At 54.1% G+C, this 17,663-nt stretch carries 13 protein-coding genes, 1 tRNA gene and 4 pseudogenes; 4 read left to right on the top strand and 14 right to left on the bottom strand.

From position 1 onward, the window contains the following. The 14 genes and pseudogenes from P3C52_RS20120 to P3C52_RS20180 all read right to left on the bottom strand — a co-directional run. Positions 1–850: Tar ligand binding domain-containing protein (locus P3C52_RS20120; RefSeq protein ID WP_275556650.1), on the bottom strand; the 850-nt coding region annotated here is incomplete at its 3' end. Positions 851–1,186: 336 nt separating this feature from the next. Beyond that, positions 1,187–2,283 (bottom strand): annotated as a pseudogene (locus tag P3C52_RS20125) (methyl-accepting chemotaxis protein); the annotation flags it as partial. After that, positions 2,266–2,730, bottom strand: a pseudogene (locus tag P3C52_RS20980) (Tar ligand binding domain-containing protein); the annotation flags it as partial. The pseudogenes P3C52_RS20980 and P3C52_RS20125, both read right to left, overlap by 18 nt. Before the next feature lie 601 nt (positions 2,731–3,331). Next, positions 3,332–3,829 carry a chemotaxis protein CheW gene (gene cheW / locus P3C52_RS20130; protein WP_275556651.1) on the bottom strand — a complete coding sequence of 166 codons (498 nt, stop codon included), beginning with the start codon at positions 3,827–3,829 and terminating at the stop codon, positions 3,332–3,334. A gap of 24 nt (positions 3,830–3,853) precedes the next feature. Continuing rightward, positions 3,854–5,866 carry a chemotaxis protein CheA gene (gene cheA, locus P3C52_RS20135; protein ID WP_275556662.1) on the bottom strand — a complete coding sequence of 671 codons (2,013 nt, stop codon included), beginning with the start codon at positions 5,864–5,866 and terminating at the stop codon, positions 3,854–3,856. A 10-nt stretch (positions 5,867–5,876) separates the two neighbouring features. Beyond that, complete coding sequence (gene motB / locus P3C52_RS20140; RefSeq protein WP_275556652.1) at positions 5,877–6,908, bottom strand: flagellar motor protein MotB; 1,032 nt, start codon at positions 6,906–6,908, stop codon at positions 5,877–5,879. Next, positions 6,905–7,789, bottom strand: coding sequence for a flagellar motor stator protein MotA (gene motA, locus P3C52_RS20145; protein WP_275556653.1), 885 nt, complete (start codon positions 7,787–7,789; stop codon positions 6,905–6,907). Before motA ends, motB begins: the two co-directional genes overlap by 4 nt. A 135-nt stretch (positions 7,790–7,924) precedes the next feature. Continuing rightward, complete coding sequence (gene flhC / locus P3C52_RS20150; protein WP_275556654.1) at positions 7,925–8,503, bottom strand: flagellar transcriptional regulator FlhC; 579 nt, start codon at positions 8,501–8,503, stop codon at positions 7,925–7,927. Beyond that, positions 8,503–8,850, bottom strand: a complete 348-nt coding sequence (gene flhD / locus P3C52_RS20155) for a flagellar transcriptional regulator FlhD (protein ID WP_275556655.1) — start codon at positions 8,848–8,850, stop codon at positions 8,503–8,505. Before flhD ends, flhC begins: the two co-directional genes overlap by 1 nt. Before the next feature lie 1,016 nt (positions 8,851–9,866). Beyond that, complete coding sequence (gene otsA / locus P3C52_RS20160; RefSeq protein WP_275556656.1) at positions 9,867–11,303, bottom strand: alpha,alpha-trehalose-phosphate synthase; 1,437 nt, start codon at positions 11,301–11,303, stop codon at positions 9,867–9,869. Then, positions 11,300–12,093: pseudogene (gene otsB, locus P3C52_RS20165) on the bottom strand (trehalose-phosphatase). The gene otsA and the pseudogene otsB overlap by 4 nt, the downstream one beginning before the upstream one ends. Positions 12,094–12,399: 306 nt before the next feature. Beyond that, positions 12,400–13,083 carry an SOS response-associated peptidase family protein gene (locus P3C52_RS20170; RefSeq protein WP_275556657.1) on the bottom strand — a complete coding sequence of 228 codons (684 nt, stop codon included), beginning with the start codon at positions 13,081–13,083 and terminating at the stop codon, positions 12,400–12,402. Between the two features lie 40 nt (positions 13,084–13,123). Next, positions 13,124–13,654, bottom strand: coding sequence for an isochorismatase family protein (locus P3C52_RS20175; protein ID WP_275556658.1), 531 nt, complete (start codon positions 13,652–13,654; stop codon positions 13,124–13,126). An 87-nt stretch (positions 13,655–13,741) separates the two neighbouring features. Next, positions 13,742–14,689: pseudogene (locus P3C52_RS20180) on the bottom strand (LysR family transcriptional regulator). A gap of 94 nt (positions 14,690–14,783) precedes the next feature. Here P3C52_RS20180 and P3C52_RS20185 point away from each other — a divergent pair. From P3C52_RS20185 to P3C52_RS20200, 4 genes are all read left to right on the top strand, one after another. Further along, complete coding sequence (locus P3C52_RS20185; RefSeq protein ID WP_275556659.1) at positions 14,784–15,983, top strand: MFS transporter; 1,200 nt, start codon at positions 14,784–14,786, stop codon at positions 15,981–15,983. A 73-nt stretch (positions 15,984–16,056) separates the two neighbouring features. Beyond that, a complete protein-coding gene (locus P3C52_RS20190) occupies positions 16,057–16,620 on the top strand; it encodes a flavin reductase family protein (protein WP_275556660.1) in 564 nt (187 codons plus the stop codon). A gap of 123 nt (positions 16,621–16,743) precedes the next feature. Beyond that, on the top strand, positions 16,744–17,280 hold the full coding sequence (gene msrA / locus P3C52_RS20195) for a peptide-methionine (S)-S-oxide reductase MsrA (protein ID WP_275556661.1): 537 nt from the start codon (positions 16,744–16,746) through the stop codon (positions 17,278–17,280). Positions 17,281–17,463: 183 nt separating this feature from the next. Further along, positions 17,464–17,551: transfer RNA gene (locus tag P3C52_RS20200), tRNA-Ser, on the top strand. The last annotated feature ends 112 nt before the right edge of the window (positions 17,552–17,663 follow it).

Raw genomic sequence — 17,663 nt, forward strand, 5'->3', positions numbered from 1 at the left:
CCTCCAGCGAGGCGGCCTGCTGCTCGGTACGGGATGAGAGGTCATTGCTGCCGGCGGTAATTTCGCTGGCGCCGGTATAGATGGCGTCAGAACCGTCGCGCACGTCGCTGACGGTACGCACCAACTCCTGCTGCATGTTCTTCAGGCTGGCGGCCAGCAGACTCATTTCGTTGCGCCCTTCCACCTCGATAGGCTGCGTCAAATCGCCCGCAGCGATCGCCTGGATGTGCTGCATAATTTTCTGCAATGGCTGAAGCAGAACGCTTTTTAACCCGAACCAGCACAGTACGATGACCGCTACCACAAGCGTCATAACCGTACCCAGGATCCAGAGCATGGTGTTAAACGCGCTTTCATTCTCGGCGATACCTTTTGCCGTCAGCACCGCCTGGGCGCTACGCCATTCGGTATAAACCGCCTGAGCTTCATCCTGCTTCTGTTCAATATTCTGCTTAAACATCGCCTCCAGCTGTTTAGCAGCCAGCAGGTCAGCCATATCCGCCAGCGTTTTGGCCAGCGTGTTATATTTTTCTTCCATGCGCTGCGACAGATTGTCATCCAGTCCCGGCGTGTTAGGGATCGCTTTAAAATCGCGGTAATGCTTATCCGCTTCCGCCAGCTGACGACGGCTCTGCTGTACTAACGCATCTAACGCGCCGCCATTAATATTGCTGGCCATGTCGCTTTGCAGACGCAGCATGCCGCGGTTAAGCGTGATGCGAGTCTGGTTAAGCGCAATCCAGGCGTCGGTTAACGCCGCAATGTTCTGGCTTGAGGTTTGCGAAACGGAAAAATTTTCTTTGTCTTTATTCAGCGCATGGAAAAACAGCCCGCCTGACAGCAGCTGCATAACGCCAAAATGAGCAGCACAACGATCAGGCTGGTCACAACTTTAATACGCTTTAACATTTTTACCCCTAGTAATGAACAAAATGACTAACAGTGGGTTATCGGCAATGAAGGGATAAGTTTTATTTAACAGCGGAAAAAACGACGCGCGAAGCAATAAAAACGATGCCGCCATGCGGCGGCATCATAAGCATGAATCAACGGGGCGGCGTTAGTGTCAGAACGTTACCCAGTTTTCTTCCGTCGACTGCACTTTACCTTCTACCGGCTTCACCGTTGATTTTGGCGTTAACAGCGGCATGGCATGGGTCTCGTTCAGGCTGTTTTCACCGGCAGGCAGCGTAAAGACCGCAACGGCTTTACCCAGGCGGCTCGCCTGTTCTTCCAGCGCGGCGGCGGCGGCGGCGGAGGCTTCCACCAGCGCGGCGTTCTGCTGGATTGTGCCATCCATTTCCGTTACCGCCTGGCCGACTTGCTCAATGCCACGGCTCTGCTCATCCGACGCGGCGGCAATTTCACCCATGATATCGGTCACGCGATTTACCGCGCTAACAATTTCACTCATGGTTTCACCAGCGCTGCCAACCAGCACCGAACCGGTATCGACGCAGCTTACGGAATCGACAATAAGATCTTTAATCTCTTTTGCTGCCTGCGCGCTGCGCTGCGCCAGCTGCGCACTTCACCCGCCACTACCGCGAAGCCGCGGCCCTGCTCACCGGCGCGCGCCGCTTCCACCGCCGCGTTCAGCGCCAGGATGTTGGTCTGGAAGGCAATGCCGTCGATCACGCTGATGATGTCGGCGATTTTCTTCGAGCTGTCGGCGATTTCGCTCATGGTTTTCACCACGCCGTCTACCACCTTGCCGCCGCGCTGCGCGGTTTCCGAGGCGCTCAGCGCCAGTTGCGATGCCTGACGCGCGTTGTCGGCGTTCTGTTTCACCGTGGCAGTCAGCTCTTCCATACTGGCGGCGGTCTCTTCCAGCGAGGCGGCCTGCTGTTCGGTACGGGAGGCGATATCGCCGCTGTCGATTGAAATCTTGCTGGCGCTGGTGTAGATCACATCCGCGCCGTTGCGCACTTCTCGCACGGTGCGCATCAGCGACTGCTGCATATCATTCAGCCCTTCCGTCAGATGACGTATTTCACGGCAGCCGATAATATCGATCTGCGAGGTCAGATCGCCGTTAGTGATGCGGTTAATGTAACCCATCGCCTTGTTCAGCGGTGCCAGCAGGATACGTTGCAGTAACAGCCACATACTGCCGAGCGCCAGCGTAAGCAGCACCAGTATTAAGATAGTCACCGAAATGGAATTGCTATAGTTTTTTTCGCTGTTAAGCAGAACCTGCCTTGCTTTTTCACGATTCAGCTTCATCCATTTGGTATAGGCCTGTTCAAACGCATCCATATAACGCTGCGTCGGCTGGTCGATAGCGGCCTGTAAATTGCGCTTTTCAAGAAATTCATGCAGCTCCTGCAATGTCTGACGCAGCGCGATGTATGTCTCCTGTATAGCATTGAATGTCTCTTTATGGGCGTTTGCCGGCATCGCGTTTTTAAAATCAGTGAAGCGGGCGTCCGCTTCGGACAACTCATACGCCACCTGTTTCAGCAGCTGCTCGATTTCCACCTCATTATCGTTAGCGGAAGACATCTGGATGCTTAGCGAGACACGATTCATCAAGGTACGCGCCTGCAAAATATTCGCCCACGCGATGCTGATGCTATGGCGCCGCGTACTGTCTATCTGCTCGGAGATAACATTCTGTCGGCTTTCCCGCGCCGCCTTAAAGTAGAGCCAGTTGGTTGACAGCTGCATGACGCCCAATATTGCCAGTATCGAGAACAATACCGCGACTATTTTCATATTCTTAAACATATAAATCCCTTATTGCATTCCGCAATGTCCGCAGGCGGTCTGGCGTAACAGAAAAAAATAAGCATAGCGTTGATTATTATCCATTCGCGTAGCGTCCATTGCCTTATATCGCCCATCGGCGGTTATTATTAAACCACCCTTGCCGTCAGATAATTCATACTGACATTGCTTTAATATTTCGGCCCTGCAAAAAAAAACATAAATTTTTTCTGAACGAGTTAGTTAACTCATTGATATTAACTAGAAAAAAATAAAATATATATTTTCTAAATAAAAAATAATCTGGGTGAGACTGATCTTTTTCTTCAGTACTAATAAATAGAATGCGGAAATGCGCTTTATTTCACCCTTTGCAATCGCCCCTGTTTTTTACCGCACCAGGATGATGTTACCCAACTTTAACATTTTTATTTCGGATGTTTTCAATAACTAAATTCGCGAGCAGAATAAAAGATTATTTTTTACATACTAACTGAAACAAGCCATTCTGCTTAACATATGGCATTTAGTTTTTTCTTAAATGTGCAAAAAAAAGGGCGACATAACGTCGCCCTTTTTTTCGTTCACCCCGTGCCAGTTAGCCCGGATGATTACCAGCCGATTATGCGCTGCGCAGCGTATCCATCAGCGCCATCTCTTCGCTGCTCAGCAGCTTTTCGATGTCAACCAGGATTAACATACGATCGCCCAGCGCGCCCAGGCCGGTCAGGTACTCCGTTGACATGGTAACGGCAAATTCCGGCGAAGGACGAATCTGATCGGTGGTCAGCGACAGCACGTCGGATACGCCATCGACCACGATACCGACCACGCGATGCTCCAAATTAAGCACTATTACTACAGTGTTATCGTTGTATTGAACGCCCGGCTGCGCGAACTTAATGCGCAGGTCGATAATCGGCACGATAACGCCGCGCAGATTGGTCACACCTTTAATAAAGGCAGGAGTGTTGGCGATGCGCGTCACCTGATCGTAACCACGGATCTCCTGCACTTTCAGAATATCGATGCCGTATTCTTCGTCACCGAGCGTAAAAACCAGAAACTCTTGTCCGACGGTTTCGCCAGCCAGTTTCGTTACAGTTGCCATTCCAGTCATAGGTTTGCCCTTAATTGGTTACGTTTACGCGGCGCCGGCCACGCGCTTCTCACGGTTCAATGATTGCAGCGCCGAGACATCGACAATCAACGCCACGCTGCCATCGCCAAGGATGGTGGCGGCGGAAATGCCCGGCACTTTGCGGTAGTTGCTTTCCAGGTTTTTGACCACCACCTGATGCTGTCCAATAAGCTGATCGACCAGCAGCGCATAACGTTTTCCGGCGCTTTGCAATATCACCACGATGCCCTGGGTCGCTTCGGTTTTCGCGCCCTGCACATCGAACACGTTCCACAGCTCGACCAGCGGCAGGTATTCGCCGCGCACTTCCAGCACGCACTCGCCGCCCGCCAGCGGTTTCAGATCTTCCGCACGCGGCTGGAGCGATTCCATAACGGCATTCAGCGGCAGAATAAAGACTTCGTCCGCCACGCGCACCGACATACCGTCGAGGATCGCCAGCGTCAGCGGCAGCAGAATGCGAATGGTGGTGCCTTTGCCCTGCTTCGAGGCGATTTCAACGTGGCCGCCCATCTCCTGAATGTTTCGTTTCACCACGTCCATGCCCACGCCGCGGCCCGATACGTCGGTTACCTGTTCGGCGGTTGAGAAGCCTGGCGCAAAAATCAGCATGCCCACTTCTTCATCGCTCATGGCATCGCTAACCGGCAGGCCGGATGAAAGCGCCTTCGCCAGAATGCGTTCGCGGTTCAGACCGGCACCGTCATCGATCACTTCGATACAGATATTGCCGCCCTGATGTTCAGCGGACAGCGTCAGGTTGCCGACCGCGCTTTTGCCGTTGGCAACGCGTTTTTCCGGCGATTCAATGCCGTGATCGAGGCTGTTGCGCACCAGGTGCGTTAACGGATCGATAATGCGTTCGATCAGGCTCTTATCCAGTTCGGTCGAGCTGCCCAGCAGCGTTAGTTCGACCTCCTTGCCCAGCTTGCTGGCCAGATCGCGCACCAGGCGCGGGAAGCGGCTGAATACATATTCCATCGGCATCATACGAATCGACATCACCGATTCCTGCAGATCGCGCGCGTTGCGCTCCAGCTGGCCCATGCTGTTCAGCAGATCGCCGTGGGCGACCGGGTCAAGCGCGCCGGAGCGCTGTGCCAGCATCGACTGGGTAATCACCAGTTCGCCGACCAGGTTAATCAACTGATCGACCTTCTCTACCGCGACGCGAATACTGCTCGATTCGCTGGTTTTCGCCGGTGTAGCCTTTTTGGTTTCGCGTTTTGCCGCAGGCACCAGTTCGGTGATCGTGGCAGGCGTGGCGGCAATTTCCGCTTCCGCCATTGTGGTCGGCACCGGCGCAGCAGCTACCGGCTCAGCGGCAGCTGGCGCGGCGGAGGCCGACGGGAAGCTGATTTGCGACTCTTCAATCACAAAGCAGAGTACCGCGACTAAATCGTCTTTGCTGATGGTGGTATCCAGCGTGGCTTCAAGGCTGGTTTCGCCCTTCTGTACCTCACTTACCGTGCCAAGATTGCCCAGCTCTTCCAGCAGCAGCGCCACTTCGTTCGGCTTCAGGTCGCTCAGCTTCACGCGCAGGCCGGAGGCGGCAGCTGGCTCAGCAGCCGCTGGCTCAGCGGCAACCGGCGCAGCAGCGGGCTGTTTTACCGGGGTGATGGCTTCGCCTTTGGCTTCCAGCGCCAGCTGACGCAGCGCCTCGCAGATATATTTAAAGCTGTCGGCGTCAGGCTCCTGACCTGCCTTATAGGCATCGAGCTGTTCCTGCATAATATCTTTGGTTTCCAAAAACAGGTTGATGATGTCAGTGCTGAGCTGCATTTCGCCCCGGCGCGCACCGTCCAGAATGTTTTCCAGAATATGCGTGGTTTCCTGCAAAACCACGAAGCCGAAGGTGCCAGCTCCGCCTTTAATCGAATGGGCCGCACGGAAAATAGCGTTAAGCTGTTCCGAATCCGGCTCCTGCGGGTCTAACCCCAGCAGGTGTTGCTCCATGTCCGCCAACAGCTCGTCAGCTTCATCGAAGAACGTCTGATAAAAATCGCTGATATCCATGCTCACGGTATCACCTCTGCTGTGAGTCGCGCTCAGGCTGCGGCGTGCTGGCAGGCGCAGGCGGTAAGCTGGTTACCGGCTGTTCCTGACTGACCGGCGCGGCCTGTGAGGGTTGAAGATCTGGGTTTAGCACCGCCGCAGACGGCTCAGTCGGCGCGGTAATTTGTTTGATGCTTTGCGGATCGCTAAGCTGTACGGCGTCACTTTCGGCATTCTCTTTTTCGATTTGCGCCTGGGTGTCGTGGTTCAGCACCAGCAGACTGATGCGACGGTTAATCGCCTCATCGCCACCGCGATTTTTCAGCCGCATGGTGTCGGACATGCCCACCACGCGCAGCATTTTGCTGCCATCCAGCCCACCGGCCACCAGCTCACGACGTGAGGCGTTGGCGCGGTCTGCCGACAGTTCCCAGTTGCTGTAGCCGCGGTCGCCCGTGGCGTACTGGAAATCATCGGTATGGCCTGCAAGACTGATCTTGTTCGGCAAATCGTTCAAAATCGGCGCAATCGCCCGCAGGATATCGCGCATATAAGGCTCGACCTGGGCGCTGCCGGTTTTAAACATCGGCCGGTTCTGGCTGTCGATAATCTGAATACGTAGCCCTTCCTCTACCAGGTTAATGATCAGATGCGGTCGTAAAGATTTCAGACGCGGATCGGATTCAATCAGCTGGTCGAGACGCTCACGCAGTCGGTTGAGACGGATCTCATCCAGCTTGCGTTTTTCCGCATCCAAATCGACATGTTTCTGTACTTCGCCTTCCTTGCGCGTCGGATCGTCGCCGCCGCCGGGAATCGGGCTTTCGCTGTCGCTGCTGCGCTGACCGCCGCTTAACGCGACTTTCAGCGGCGTCTGGAAATATTCCGCAATCTGCGTCAGCTGTTTGGGGTTAGCGACTGAGATCAGCCACATCACCATGAAAAACGCCATCATCGCAGTCATAAAATCGGCGTAGGCGATTTTCCATGATCCATGGCCACCCTCATGTTTTTTATGTTTGCGCTTTTTTACCAGCACTATGGGGTGATTGTGGTTGTTCATGCGTCCTGACCCGAAGTCTGTTTAGTGGATTTCGCGTTGCGCACATGCTCTTCCAGTTCGGTGAACGACGGACGCTCGGTTGAGTAAAGCGTTTTACGGCCAAACTCGACGGCGATCTGCGGCGCATAACCGTTCAGGCTGGAAAGTAACGTCACCTTGATGCACTGCATCATCTTGGTATTTTCCGCACATTTCTGACGCAGTACCGACGCCAGCGGCGAGATAAAGCCGTACGCCAGCAGGATGCCGAGGAAGGTCCCCACCATTGCATGCGCGATCAGCTCGCCCAGCTCCGCCGCCGGACGATCCGCCGAGGCCAGCGTATGCACTACGCCCATTACCGCCGCCACGATACCGAACGCCGGCAGCGAATCGCCCATCGCGCCAATACTTTGCGCCGGTACGTCGCATTCATGCTCGTAGGTCTCGATCTCTTCATCCATCAGCGCTTCGATTTCAAAAGCGTTCATATTCCCGCTGATCATGAGGCGCATATAGTCAGTGATAAAATCCACCAACTTGTTATCGGACAGAATGCGCGGGTAATTAGCGAAAATTTCACTTTCCTTTGGATTTTCAATATCACGTTCCAGCGACATCATTCCCTGCTGTCGAGATTTGGCCATCAGGCGATATAACAGCGCCATCAGATCCATATACAGCGCTTTATTATATTTCGAGCCACGGAACAGCATCGGCAGCGCTTTTAACGTCGCCTTAATCGCTTTGCCATTATTTCCGACGATAAACGCGCCAATACCGGCCCCACCGATAATGACCAGTTCTGAAGGTTGATAAAGTGCGCCCAGGTGACCGCCGACCATCATATAGCCGCCTAACACCGAGCCAACAACGAGGATATAACCCAAAATAACCAGCACAATAAATCCTTACGTCAGTAACGTGTTGGTGGAAGTTAAGCCAGAGAGCCGCAGGTGTTATTCAGCAAGGTGGAGGCAAAAAAAAAGCAGCGGTTAAAAACCGCTGCTGGATGTCATTCCACAATGCGAACAAACTTAAACGGCGTGTTTAACCTGTTCATCCAGCAGTTGTGAATGGTTATCGGCAACCTCTGCCGAAAGTTTACGTCTTTTTACCGCCCGTGATGGCGGCTGGCACAGGCTGCAGGCAAAGCTGCCCACCGGCTGATGCGCATGGTTGATAAAGCTTCCACCGCAGCATTTGCAGTCGGACAGTTCGAGCATGCCACTCTCAACAAAGCGCACCAGAGTCCAGGCGCGCGTCAGGCCCAGCAGCGGGCCCTCATCGGACTGCGGACACTGCTCAAGATAGAGCCGATAAGCCTTAATTACCGCATCCACGCCGCTGGTCAGTTTGCTTTTCAGCAGAAACATCCAGGCGTTACAGAACATGGAAGCGTGAATATTTTGTTCCCAGGTCATAAACCAGTCGGTAGAAAACGGCAGCATGCCTTTTGGCGGCGGACTGCCGCGCAGCTCTTTATATAATTTAATTAAGCGGCCGCGGCTAAGCTGCGTTTCACTTTCCAACATTTGCAGACGCGCGCCCAGCGTAATTAATTCCATCGCCAGATGAATATCGCGCGCTTCCTGAACAATACTTTTTTCGCTCATTATACCGCCCTCTTTTTCGGCGCTTCATCTTTAGCCGCATCGCGTAATAAACGGCTGGATAATAAAATTCCCGTATGAATTTGCTGTAAATCATCCACACGTGATTCTTGCGTCAGACGGTTAATAAGATTGTGGTCATTAAAACGAAACTGACATACCAACTGATTGGTTTCCGCTAATTTTACCATTTCCGGCAACGTTAACTGTGCCAATGTATCAGCCATAACTTCATCAATACCCAGACGGAACATTGCTGAGGCTTTTTCCTGGTTTATTAAACGTTGAGCAAGCAGTAAATATGACAAGTTAATATCGTAAATATGTTTTAATAATTCGGATGTACCCATTTTTTTCCCATCCTGACTAACACTACTTTTAACTGTGCGGAATGGTTACCGCTTTCTTGGTTGCTGGCTGGTAAATCTAAAGATGGCAAAAAATCAGCGGCAGAAGCCAAACATTTTCTGAAAATTGCTTCACATCCCACCGGGACACTGAATCAGTAATAGTCATAACTCCAGGCCATGCTTTACTTGAGTTGTATCCATCTTCCGTGACGTTCGCTTACAGTTTTTTAAGATTATTCCGAAAGCAGTGCAAATGTATCCCCTCTGATTTCCACATACAACGAGCGGCAGGTAAAATTTTAGATAAAGTGTGATCTACGTCACACTTTTAAGGCAAATTTCTGCAAAAAATCCATCAGTAACGCTTGTGAATAGTGCAATACGCAACCAATAAAGCCATTTTTTGCTAAATTTGAGACATATTTTTAACAAATTTATTTCAAAAGTTTGCTTTTTACCCAAATTCTGTATAGCGCCCGTCAAAAGCGATGTTAACCGGAATTAACATCTGCCAATTTTTATCAAGACAGTATTAAACACCAGAGCAGGCAAGTTAAACCCGTCGCGATATTAATCACTTACCGTAATCGTTTCGAGCAAAGATGATTATGCTTAAGCAAGGAAAGGGCCATTCTGAGGGCTTTTTGACAACGGTTCGTTAACAGTGAAGCGGGAGTGTATGAAGGGCATCAGCAGGTGTAACAGATTGTTACATAAGTAATATGAATGATTTAGTCGCGGAGCTGACTTTTCTGAAGCTACTATCGGCACTGTTCCAGGTTTCTTTACCAGTTTTCGGTAACTTTTGGCAAAAAGGCGTCTGAAAGCTTAAAAGCCGAACAGCGATCGCATTTTGGTCGTGTTTCTGTGGTTTTCATTAATAAGAAGGAATGCACTATTTTCTGCGGTCGCGCAGGCAGCTTGCACGTCATTTATATTAACGAGGCGGGAGAAGGTACGACCATAAAAAAAGCGCATCAGCCTGACGGTTGATGCGCCTCGGTCACAGCATAAAATCAGGCGAGACGCTGAAAGGTCGCCACCTTGTTCTCTGTGTTTTTATCTTCCGTACGCGGCGTTATCGCGCGCAGATCCTGCAGGAAGCTTTCACGCCAGTGCGAGATGTCGTTTTTACGCAGGATTTCCATCATGTCGTTGTAGCGGGAAATACGCTCGGCAAGGGACATGGTTAGCGCTTTATCCAGCGCGGCGGCCACTTCATCACGATCGTAAGGGTTGACGATCAGCGCCGAAGTCAGTTCGTTGGCCGCACCGGCAAAACGCGACAGCACCAGCACGCCCGGATCTTCAGGGTTCTGGGCGGCAACGTACTCTTTCGCCACCAGGTTCATCCCGTCGCGCAGCGGCGTGATCAGCGCCACGTCGGTCAGGCGGAAGATTTTCATCAGCAGGCGGCGATCGAAGTGCTGGTTCAGATAGTAAAGCGGCGTCCAGCCCAGCGTGCCGTATTTGCCGTTGATACGTCCCGCCTCGGTTTCCAGCTGGTGACGAATATCCTGATAGGCCTGTACGTCACCACGCGATGTCGGCGCAATCTGTGAATAGCGGATTTTACCGCGATGCTGCGGATAGTTTTCCAGTAGCGCTTCATAAGCCAGGAAACGTTCCGGCAGACCTTTGGAATAATCCAAGCGCTCACAGGCGATAATGTTTTTCGCATCGCCCAGCTCGCGTTTCATTGCTGCCATCTTCGGCGGCAGCGGGCCTTCGGCCATCTCTTTAATGCTGTCCGGCTCGATACCGATCGGATAGACCTCGGTGGCAAACGTATTGCCAAAGGCGCGATGCAGTTTCGGCCCTTTATTCTGCACCTGCGTCAACAACGCCATGCACTCCAGGAATGCCTGCCGATCGTTTTCTGTCTGGAAGCCCAGCAGATCGTAATCGCACAACATTTCCAGCAGCTCTTTATGCGGCGGCAGCGCATTGAAAATCTCCGGCGTCGGGAACGGAATGTGCAGGAAGAAACCAATACGGTTGTTCACGCCACGCTTACGCAGCGCTGCGGCAAACGGCAGCAGATGATAATCGTGGATCCAAAGAATATCGTCAGGCTCAATCAGCGGCAGCAGACGCTCCGCCAGCAGCTCATTAACGTGGCAGTAGCCATCCCAGGCTTCGCGCTGAAACTGCACTAAATCGAGACGGTAATGGAAGGCGGGCCAAATAACGGTATTAGAGAACTGACAATAATAGAGATCGTAATCGTTCTGATTAAGCGGGAAAGAGGCATAGGTAATGCCTTCCTGTTTAACAATATCGATCTCTTCATTATCTTCTTCACCGATGGCGCTAATGTCGCCATTCCAGCCGAACCATAATCCACCGGTTGTTTTCAGCGCATCCAGAATGCCGACCGCCAAACCACCGGCGCTGGCTTTGGATCCATCTGGTACAGCGATACGGTTAGATACGACTACTAAGCGACTCATAACCTTGACTCCTTACCGACGTTGTCTTGTCTTGATCTAATTGTAATTTAATCTGCTCCAGCCAGGCGTGTACCTCTTCTACGCCTTTCAGGCGGAATTGCGCCTCGCTTGAGCCTTCACCAACTTTGACAGAGATACCTTGCAGCGCGTTCACTGCACGAAATCCTTTTTCATCCGTCAAATCATCACCAATAAATACCGGAATACGTCCGGCAAACGGCGCTTCTCCCATAAAGGCTTTTATCGCTTCGCCTTTGTCCACGCCCTGTGGCTTGATCTCCACAACACATTTTCCGGGCTGTAACGCCAGCGCCGGGAAACGCGCAACCAGCGCCTGCGCCAGTTGCATTACTTCATTTTCATACTGCACGGCGCGACGATAGTGCAGTGCAAACGCCATGCCTTTGGTTTCCAGCTGGGTGCCGGGCCACTGCGCCATCGCCTTATGCAGCGTATCGCTAAGCTCCTGCCCCATTGAGGCGGGCAGCGAAATACGATGCAGCTCGCCGCTGGCGTCGCGCCGTTCGGCGCCATGCACACCGGCCGCCGGCGCACGCAGCGGCGCAGCCAGCATATCCAGCTCGTGAATCGGACGCCCGGAAACCAATGCCAGCGCGCCGTTCGACAGACGGGAAAGCGTCTGCAGCGTGTCCCGCACCGTATCAGGAATAAACGCTTCATCGGGGCGCGGCTGGATAGCCGCCAGGGTTCCGTCAACATCAAAGAAGAATGCGTAGAGGCCGCCGCTCAGGGAGGGAAATACTTGTTGTTCTGCTGCTACGGTTGTCACACTCTTTCTCCTGCCTGAAATTAACGCGGTTAACGCTGATAGCTCGTGGATGCAGCAGGAAGGAGGCAATAATGGGCAGGTTTACAGCGTGGCTGAATGAGATAAGTGGCACAATGTTGAATAGCTAAGATGACGACTCTCCCGGGTGGACCTGACACCTGGCCGGCCCTGAGCCGACTGCCCATCTCGCATCACTTCATGCGGACATCGTACCAACCCAGTATAGTCATCAATTCAGGCTTCGCCAGGTACTGCCTCATTTTCAGAACAGACTGAATTTTGCAAAAAAAGCTAGACTTATCAAAATCAACACAGCGGATCCGCTATTTCTTCCACTAAATCCGGCTGTTGATGGCGTGGGCTTCCCACGTCGCGGCTGACCGGATGCCAGTGGAACTGCTGCGGATCCATCGCCGCCTCTTCCGCCAGTTCTCTGGCACGTTCGGTGGAGGTGTCTGGATGCAGCCACTCGCTGACCGCCTGCGCCTCCAGCACCAGCGGACGCCGATCGTGTAGATCGACCATACCGCGATCGCTGGCGGCGGTGACAATCACAAATCCCTCTTTCTCCTGCTGGCGCGCGTAAGGCGCGTGACCGATGGCCGCGAAGAACAGCGGCTGATGCTGGCGCTGATAGATGTAATAAGGCTGTTTCTTTGCGCCGTCGCGTTTCCACTCATACCAGCCATCGGCCATCACCACCGCGCGGCCATGCTGCCAGAGCGGGCGAAACATTTTGCTTTCCGCTGCCGTTTCCACGCGCGCGTTTATCAACGGCGCCTTGTGCCACCAGGGCGGCGCGTAGCCCCAAAATACCGGATCGAGATGCAGCGCCTCATCGCGGTAGTTAAGCAGTAGCACATTACTGCCGGGCGCCACGTTGTAGCGACCTATCGGCTGCTCATCCCAGGCGATAGATCGTTCCGCCTGGCCTTCGAGCGCTGACAGCCAGGCTTCACGTGACTGAATCTGAGTAAAACGTCCGCACATAGCGCCTCCTTTTTTACTGAGTATAGAAGGCGCCTCGGGATCAGGCGGCGGCACGCCAGTTTTGGATAATTTCGGCGCCAGGCGCCACCTGTACCGCATTGCCCGGCAGGATCAGGTTGGCCCAGACTTCGTTGTGCTGCTCGATTAGCTGCTCGGCGGTCGCCCAGCGGCGGTTGGAAGTGGTATGCGCGTCGGCCGCCACCTGGATTTGATAGCCTTTACTGCTGCCCACTTTAATAGTGGTATCGACACAGTAATCCGTGGCGCAGCCGCAGATAACAAAGCGGGTCGCGCCAAGCTGTTGCAGCAGCGCATCCAGTTGCGTATTCCAGAAGCTGTCGCACGCCTGCTTGGTAATGTAGTGCGCCGTTGCGGGCTGATGCAGCTCCGGCAGAATTTGCCAGGCGGCCGAGCCGGGCTGCATATCATTATCTTCATGCTGGATAAAAATAGTGCGGTCAGCGGCAGCGATCAGTTGGTTAATCACGGCGACGCGCCCTGCCCGGTCAAAACGCGGCGTGGTGAAAACGCCGTTTTGCATATCAACCACCATTACAATACGCGGGGACATAGTGCTTTCTCAGAAAGAAATGGAGAAAGCATCTTCCGCGATGGCTGACAAAAAGGTCAATCCCCGTTGTTAATAAAATGTACAAATTTAAACAGGCTGTGATCCCGGCGGCTGCGTACCAATGATGCGCGGCATCACTTCGCGCATCAGCGCCATAAACTGCCGCAGGCGCGCAGGATAGTAGCTGGCGTAAGGATACAGAAGATAAATCGGCAGCGGTGGTGCCTGTCAGGCGGGCAGCGGCTGATACAAACGCTGCATCTGCAAATCCTCTTTTACTATCCAGGCGGAAACCATCGCCGCCCCTACACCATTCAGGGCGGCGCGCCGGATCGCATACAGGCTGTCACTGCTCAGGCGCGGCGTAATGGGAAACTGAAACTGCTCGCCGCTGTGCGTATCGGTTAACACCACTTCGTTGCGATAGAACATATTCAGTGCCAGCCAGGGAAGCTGCGCCAGATCCTCTACCTTCTGCACTGGCGGAAACGCCTGCAGCAGTTCCGGCGCGGCAACCACAATGCGCGGCACCTCCGCTAACAGCACGGCGACCACCGACGGATCGGTAATATCACCGACGTGAATGGCGCAGTCGATGCCTTCGGCAATAAAGTCGGGCGTATGGTCGTTAAGCGTCCACTCAATGCGCGTTTGCGGATAGCGCTGTAAATAGTCGCCCAGCGGCGCAATCAGCTGATCCTGGCCAAACGCATGCGGCGCCCGCACACGCAGCACGCCGACCGGCTCATCATTAACGGCATGCAAGTCGTCTTCCAGCAGCAGCCATTGCTCCGTCAGGCGACGCGCGTGTTGATAGCAACGCTCGCCGTCATCGGTTAGTTTCATGGTGTGCGTGGTGCGCTGGATTAAACGCACGCCGAGCAGTTGCTCCAGCGTTTGTAAACGACGGCTCACGGTAGGCTGGCTGGTTTGCATCTGCTGCGCCGCCGCCGACAGGCTGCCGCTCTCCACAATACGCACAAAGGTATAGAGCAACGTTATACGGTCAGTATTAACAGAGCTAAGTTCTTTCATACGCTGAGTGTATAACAGTTTTACTCCGACGACGGCTACCGTTAACGGCGGCAAAAGCGAAAATAGCCCTACTTTCGCTTTCGGAGATATTCCCATGTCACTTGTTCTGCCTTCTTCTTCCGCCGCGCTCGACCACGGCCTGTCGCGCAAATCGCAGTTTCTGCTGGCCAGCGGCGCCGGGCTGAGCGTGGCCTCTATTTATTACAGTCAGCCGATGCTGAGCATTATGGGCGACAGCTTTCATACCGGTGTAACCGAAACCGGTCTGGTGCCGACTCTGACCCAGCTTGGCTATGCGGCAGGCATTCTGTTTCTGACGCCGCTGGGTGACCGTTACGATCGTCGTCGGCTGATATTACTGAAGGGCTTGTTGCTGACCGCCACGCTACTGCTCTGCAGCCTTACCGGTACTTTCAGTATGCTGTTGCTGACCAGCCTGGCGCTGGGGCTGGCGGCGACCGTAGCGCAGGACATTATTCCGGCGGCAGCGGCGCTGGCGACCGATCGTCAGCGTGGCAAAACGGTCGGAACAGTGATGACCGGCCTGCTGGCGGGCATTTTACTGTCGCGCGTCGTCAGCGGCGCGGTGGCCGACTGGTTTGGCTGGCGTAGCCTGTACGCTGGCGCGGCGCTCGGCGTGCTGCTGATTACGCTGGCGATGTGGCAGACGCTGCCGCGCTTTACGCCCGCTTCGCGTCTCTCTTATCCGGCGCTGCTGCGTTCGCTGGGACAGCTGTGGCTGCAACATGCGCCGCTACGTCGCGCGGCACTGGCGCAGGGCCTGCTTTCCGTAGCGTTCAGCGCCTTCTGGTCAACGCTGGCGTTGATGCTGGCAGCGCGTTTTCATCTCGGCGCTGCCAGCGCGGGCGCCTTTGGTCTGGCTGGCGCGGCGGGCGCACTGGCAGCGCCGATTGCCGGAGCTATCGCCGATCGTCGCGGCCCGAACCAGGTGACGCGCATCGGATCGGCGCTGGTAATGGTCTCATTCGCTCTGATGTTTATTATGCCGTTGCTGTCGCCACCGGCTCAGCTGGCGGTGATCGTTATCAGCGCTATCGGCTTTGACTTAGGCCTGCAGGCAACGCTGATTGCTCATCAGACGCTGGTTTACAGTCTGGATCCCGCTGCACGCAGCCGTCTGAACGCCGTGATGTTTACCGTGGTGTTTATTGGAATGGCCAGCGGCGCGGCACTCGGCAGCCAGGCGTTTGCCTGTGCGGGCTGGAACGGCGTGGTGGCGCTCGCCACGCTGGCTGCGGCGGGCGGCCTGATTATTCGCCTGCGTAGCCATTAATCTTTCTCCGGCTGGTGCCGTACGCATCAGCCACTACACTGAGAAAGCGGTCTCTTACACCTGCGGAGGCATTATGGCTATTTACAACAAGCAAAATTTTCCGGTTGAGAAAGTACGCAAATATCTGGAGCCAGGCCCGGTGGTTCTGGTGACATCGCAGTGGGAAAACCAGACGGATATTATGACGCTCGGTTGGCACACCATTCTGGAGTTTTCGCCATCACTGCTGGGCTGCATGATCGCCAGCATGAACGTCAGCCACGAGCTGATTCGCAACAGCGGCGAGTGCGTTATCAATATTCCCGGCGTTGATTTAATCGATCAGGTTGTCGCCATCGGCAACAGTCATGGCGATGAAACCGATAAGTTTGTCGTCAATCAGCTTACGGCGCAGCCGGGCGATGTGGTGAAAGCGCCGCTGATTGGCGAGTGCTTCGCCAGTTTTGAGTGCCGTCTGCACGATGGCGCGCTGGTAGATAACTACAACTTTTTTATTTTTGAAGTGGTGAAGGCGCATGTCGATCCGCAGCAGGAACGACCGGCAACGCTGCACTATACCGGTGAAGGTATATTTCGCGTAATGGGCGAACAGATTCTCGATCAGCATCAGAAATTTAAGCCTGAAATGCTGATTTAACATGAAAAATTTTCGTGTTAGCTGGTTCACTAAACAGAAAGAGCGGCGCTGATTGCCGCTGAATAGCAGGTTGTGCGAGGATGGACAGCTTAGCGTCACGACCCAATCTGGAGAAGTAGAAGAATGGCAATTGAATATGCGGTAATTGCGGGCGGCTGTTTCTGGTGTACCGAAGCGGTGTTCAAAGACATTATCGGTGTGGAGTCCGTAGAGAGCGGCTATACCGGCGGCAATCGCCCTAACCCGACCTACGAGCAGGTCTGCAGCGGCGCAACTGGCCATGCCGAAGCTATCCGCATCGGTTTCGACCCGGAAAAAGTGAGCTACGGCGATCTGCTGGACATCAGTTTTGTCACCCACGATCCGACTCAACTGAACCGTCAGGGCAACGATATCGGCACGCAGTATCGCTCCGCGATTTTCCCGGCCAACGCCGAGCAGGAAGCGGAAGCCAAAGCGGCCATTGAACGCGCCCAACAGGATCACAGCGATCCGATCGTTACCACCATTGAACCGCTGAAAGAGTTTTATCCGGCGGAAGATTATCATCAGGATTACTGGGCGGGCGCTGGCCAGCGCAACGGTTACTGCATGGCGGTGATCCCGCCGAAGCTTCAGAAACTGCGCAAGAGCTTCGCCAACCGCGTGAAATCATCCTGATTTACGCAGTGGGCAGATGAATAAGGCGAGCCTGGCTCGCCTTTTTTATTTCATCCGGCCCGGCGCGCGTTGTACAAGCCTTAACCGGCGCTAACAAAAGGGAAAAATAGTGCTTGACCCTGAAATAACAACTCCCTATAGTAGCGCCCCGTTGCCACCCAGAGCGGTGACAACAGACAATGTGGTGAGGTGTCCGAGTGGCTGAAGGAGCACGCCTGGAAAGTGTGTATACGGCAACGTATCGGGGGTTCGAATCCCCCCCTCACCGCCATTATTCAACGAGAAAGCCTGAGCGAAAGTTCAGGCTTTTTTGTATGCATAGCGCACTGAGAGGGGTGGATGAGAAGCCCCGCCGGGGTTCGACAACCGGCGCAGCCGGTTGG

It is taken from the genome of Mixta sp. Marseille-Q2659 (genome assembly GCF_940807255.1).
Lineage (GTDB): Bacteria > Pseudomonadota > Gammaproteobacteria > Enterobacterales > Enterobacteriaceae > Mixta.